Origin of the sequence: Clostridium sp., from assembly GCF_051654825.1 — a bacterium.
Taxonomy (GTDB): Bacteria; Bacillota; Clostridia; order Clostridiales; family Clostridiaceae; genus Clostridium.
The window spans coordinates 1-4,262 of the sequence record NZ_JBOFYU010000102.1 but is presented as its reverse complement, the minus strand read 5'-3'; the positions used below and the strand labels follow the sequence as shown (position 1 = coordinate 4,262).

The following is a 4,262-nucleotide window of genomic DNA, read 5'->3' as shown; positions in this document are numbered from 1 at the left end:
GTTTTAATCTCTGTTAATCTATATTTACCATATTGTAAATCAGATATTTTAACAATTCCAGTTGAATCTGACACTAATTCAACCTTTGAACCTTGGTTGAATCCTTCTAAACATTCAAGTTCAAATACTACATTAGCTAAAGGTTCTTTAGTTTCTGCATCAACTTTTAATAATTCAGCATTTCCCTTAACTCTATCATTTTGCATAGACAATTCAATTACTTGTCCATTTTGAGTAACACTGAATTTAATTGGAGTTGAATTTAATATATATCCTTCTAAAGTTTCAACTTCTGTTATTTCATAATCTCCATAAGGTAATTGCATTGAGATGTAACCTGATTCATCAGTAACTACTTCCCAACTTTGACCTTGCTCTAAGCCATTAATTGCTTTAATAGTGAACTTAACATTAGGCATTGGCAATCCTGTTTCACTATCAATTTTAAGTAACTTCACTTTAGATTTTATTGTCTCATTAACCCAATCAAATTGATTTATTTGTTCTGCTATCACTTTAACTTCTTTTATTTCATCTGACAAAATATGTCCATCTAAAGTAGCTAATTCTTTAACATAGTATATTCCTTCATTTAAATCAGAAAAAGTAATATTACCATTTGAATCTGTAATACTTTCTTTGATTAAGTTCGTAGCTGCTTCATCTGAGTATAAACCAAATTTAACACCTTGAAGATTTAATCCCATATCATTAGTCTTATGAAGGCTTATAGTTCCTCCAGCAGTAAACTTAACATTAACTGCTGCGAATTTCTCTACTGGATCACCCCATGAGAATTTTAATATATCTTGATAAGCTCCATTACCATTATAAACAAGAGCAGTAGGGTTTCCTAGGTTTGCTTTAATTGATAAGTTTTTAACTCCATTGAAGTTACTTGTAGATCTTATTTTAAAAGATTCACCTACGTTAAATGTATTTTTGTTATTACCATTTAAATCAACTGACCATACTTCATTAGTAGATGGGAATGTAAAAGTACCAGGAGTTCCATTAGTACCTATAGCTTCTGTTTCCTGATATCCATCATACCTTGTAGCTTCTAATGTGTTTTTACTTAATCTAAATTCCATTGATGTATATTGCCCTATATCACCTCTATTTGCTAAAGAAACTAATTCATCGACATAAGGATGAGTTCTTTCTGCAAAAGTAAGTCCAGGACCAACAAATCCAAGAACTTTCCAAACAGCAAATTGAGTATATTGTTGTGCTTGTATATCTGATAAACCATGTTTTTCTTTCAATCCACTAGCATTATTTGGATAACCATGGTACGCTACACTTCTTACCTTTGTATTAGTTGACACTGATGGATCTGCATAATAAACATTAACAGGAAACGTCAATAATGGTTGCATACAATACCCTACTTGTCCATCTATTGTTACTGGTGGTATTCTAATTGGTCCTGCACCATTCGTCCATCCTCCTACATATTCTTCTGAACCGGTATTACCAGTAGCTCTTGATTCCTTCTCAATATAACTGTCACGATCTACATCTGACATTGAGTTCCATTGTTCTGCTGATAAACCACCAATTTTAACAGTATGCCCTGTTGAAGCTTCTGTTATTAAAGCTGGAGTAGCAGTAGTCATTGTAATCATAGTAGCCAAAACTAAACTTAATGATTTAAATTTCTTTTGTATTCTATTTTTAAATAACATATTAATCCTTCCTAGCCGAAGTATTCATTAATATCTACATAAATTGCAAACTCAACCCATCCATTCCCTAGATCAGTAACAGTTATTCCGAATCTCTTATAATCAAAATCACCGAATAATTGATTTGCTCCTCCTTCTTGTCCAATCCAAGGAGACCAAGTTTCAGTAAATCTTGTAGTCATAAATCCTGTTCCGTCTAATGATGGATCGTAAGTCTTTCCAAGTCTAATTCCGTAATTAATCATAAATTGTTTTAGTTCTTCAATAGTTGGTAATTTAACATCAGGTATAATTGGGGGTTCTACTGGAATATTAGGCTCCTGTGGAATACTCACCTCATCTTTAGGTGGTATTACAGGTTGCTCTGGTATATTATCTACAGTATTACCTGAAGCTTGACCATTTGCGTTATTACCAGATGTATTATCAACTGAAGAAGTATCTAATGAATTCTTATCTTCTGCAATCTCATTATCTTTTACCTCTAATTCATCATTTGATTTTATTTCACCTTCTATTTTTGAAGTATTATTTGATTCAGATGATATATTTTCATTAAATTTATCTATATTGCCACTAGGTATATTAGTTACCTCGGCATTTCTATTATTATTTTTTAAACTTACTGTACCTACTAGCAATATTGTGCATATAGTACCTAAAACAATTATTTTAAATTTCTTATTCATTTTAATCCTACTTTCTGTTATCTATCTCTTATTGTTATCTATGTTAATTTATTATTATTTTCATATCCTCATTAACTGCATTTAAAACAGTTCTGTGTATTTCATTTCCATTAGCTTTAATAACTAATAATGTATTGTCTAATCTCTTAGCCAGTCTTTTCTTAATTACTAAATTAAGATTTTCATATAGGTCAATTTCTTTAGTTACATCAATTTCAATGATGTTCTTACCTTTTCTATAAGATTTTAATCTCTTAGTACCACTATATAGAGTGATGTTATTAATAAAAATCCATCCAATAACTACAAAAGCTCCAACTCCTGTAGTAGCTCCTATTATTGCTGGTATATTAGCTCCATTAACTTCTTTTACTGTATAATTAGCAACAGTTTCATATCCGATAACGTTCTTTTTCTCTACTTCACCAACATATTTGATCTTAGCTTTGTAGCTATTAACTGTTTTTTCATGATGAGGAACTATTGTTGTGTATTCAACTTTAGCACTATATAATGTAGGTTCATTATTTTCAAATTCAATAGGTGTAAATTCAGCGTTAGTTAATTCGTAATTTTTATCATTTTCAACTAACTTTGTAACATCCTCACCCATTTGATTAACCTGTGCTGCCGTTAATGTTAAAGTTTTAGATATTGTCTCTAATGTTTCCCAATAAGATTCATCTTCACCTGCAATTTCAATTGAAGTAACCTCTTTGGCTGTTAGCGTTGAAGTATTACCTTCAGCATCTTTAAACTCTAGGGTAGGATATTTATTAATAATTTCTTCAATGCTATTTGTATAAACTATTATTTCCTTGATTTCCTCAACAGTTTCTTTTTTAGAATCAGTTACTTGATTTTCACTAACTACATTGTTAAGACTTAATAAATACTTTTTACCTTCATGTTCAACTTTTATTTCATTACTAATTTGCTCTGCTTTTACATCAAACTTCTTTTCAACCAATCCAGTATAAGCTGATGCACTAATAGAACCCAAAGTAGTAAGTGTAGCAACTATTGTTGCAGCTAAAATGTACTTTTTCTTCATATTGCCCTCCTTTGTTATTTAAATATACTTAGAAACTGCTCTCTTAGCGTTGGATTAAGTAATACTGTTGCTCCAACAGAGATAATTCCCATTAGAATTAACCACGTAATAATTCTAATTAATCCTTCAAATTTATATGATATGATTTTAAAAAGCCTTGTCCATTTACTTTCATTTATTACAATGACTTCTTTTTCATTATCAAGCTTATAATATTTCTTTGCTTCAAAAGCTTTTTTATCTTGTTCTTCCTTAGCTTTACGTTGCTCAATAACATTACTGTATAGCTTTCTTTTCACAACTAACCCCTTCCCAGAATAGCTGAAAGTAGTCCTTTCTTTTTACTACTTGAATTAGAATCAGAAACTTTAAACTCTTTCAATATAGATTGATAAGTATTACTAACCAAACTTATATTTTCAAAGTAATCTATAAATAAAACTTCTAATCCTGGCATATTCTCAACTATGTCTGAACGATATTTAGACATGTTAAAAAGATACTTAACTCCATTCACGACTTGTTGATCTGTTAAAAATTTAGATAAATATTTATCCTCCCAGATCTGTGTTCCACATAACACTAACTTTATATCAGTTCTATAAAAGTCTTTAGCTATCTCATCACTATAAGCTCCAAAGTCTACAACTATATACTGATAGTCTAAATTAAGTATCTTTTTATATAATTCATCTATATTAATTGAAAAGTAATCTACACTTTCAAATGTAAACATATTATCTTTAACTTTAATTTCATAGGCTTCAGCTATATCCAAGAAATCTTTTTTAAATTCAACTACTGCAACTTTATAATCTTTAGCTAAAT

5 protein-coding genes are annotated in these 4,262 nt (G+C 29.9%); all 5 read right to left on the bottom strand.

Annotated features, from left to right (window positions below):
* Window positions 1–1,691, bottom strand: a 1,691-nt coding sequence (locus ACRDBA_RS06405) for a SpaA isopeptide-forming pilin-related protein (protein ID WP_438572101.1), incomplete at its 3' end; no start/stop codon positions are given.
* An 11-nt stretch (window positions 1,692–1,702) separates the two neighbouring features.
* Complete coding sequence (locus ACRDBA_RS06400) at window positions 1,703–2,380, bottom strand: hypothetical protein (RefSeq protein ID WP_438572100.1); 678 nt, start codon at window positions 2,378–2,380, stop codon at window positions 1,703–1,705.
* Window positions 2,381–2,423: 43 nt separating this feature from the next.
* Window positions 2,424–3,434, bottom strand: a complete 1,011-nt coding sequence (locus ACRDBA_RS06395; RefSeq protein ID WP_438572099.1) for a hypothetical protein — start codon at window positions 3,432–3,434, stop codon at window positions 2,424–2,426.
* A gap of 14 nt (window positions 3,435–3,448) precedes the next feature.
* A complete protein-coding gene (locus ACRDBA_RS06390; RefSeq protein ID WP_438572098.1) occupies window positions 3,449–3,733 on the bottom strand; it encodes a hypothetical protein in 285 nt (94 codons plus the stop codon).
* 2 nt (window positions 3,734–3,735) lie between these two features.
* A partial coding sequence (locus ACRDBA_RS06385; protein WP_438572097.1) for a hypothetical protein occupies window positions 3,736–4,262 on the bottom strand: 527 nt, incomplete at its 5' end.

Bases quoted from the DNA above. Each gene is read 5' to 3' on its own strand.
- ACRDBA_RS06400 (WP_438572100.1), bottom strand. From the start codon at position 2,380: ATGAATAAGAAATTTAAAATAATTGTTTTAGGTACTATATGCACAATA.
- ACRDBA_RS06395 (WP_438572099.1), bottom strand. From the start codon at position 3,434: ATGAAGAAAAAGTACATTTTAGCTGCAACAATAGTTGCTACACTTACT.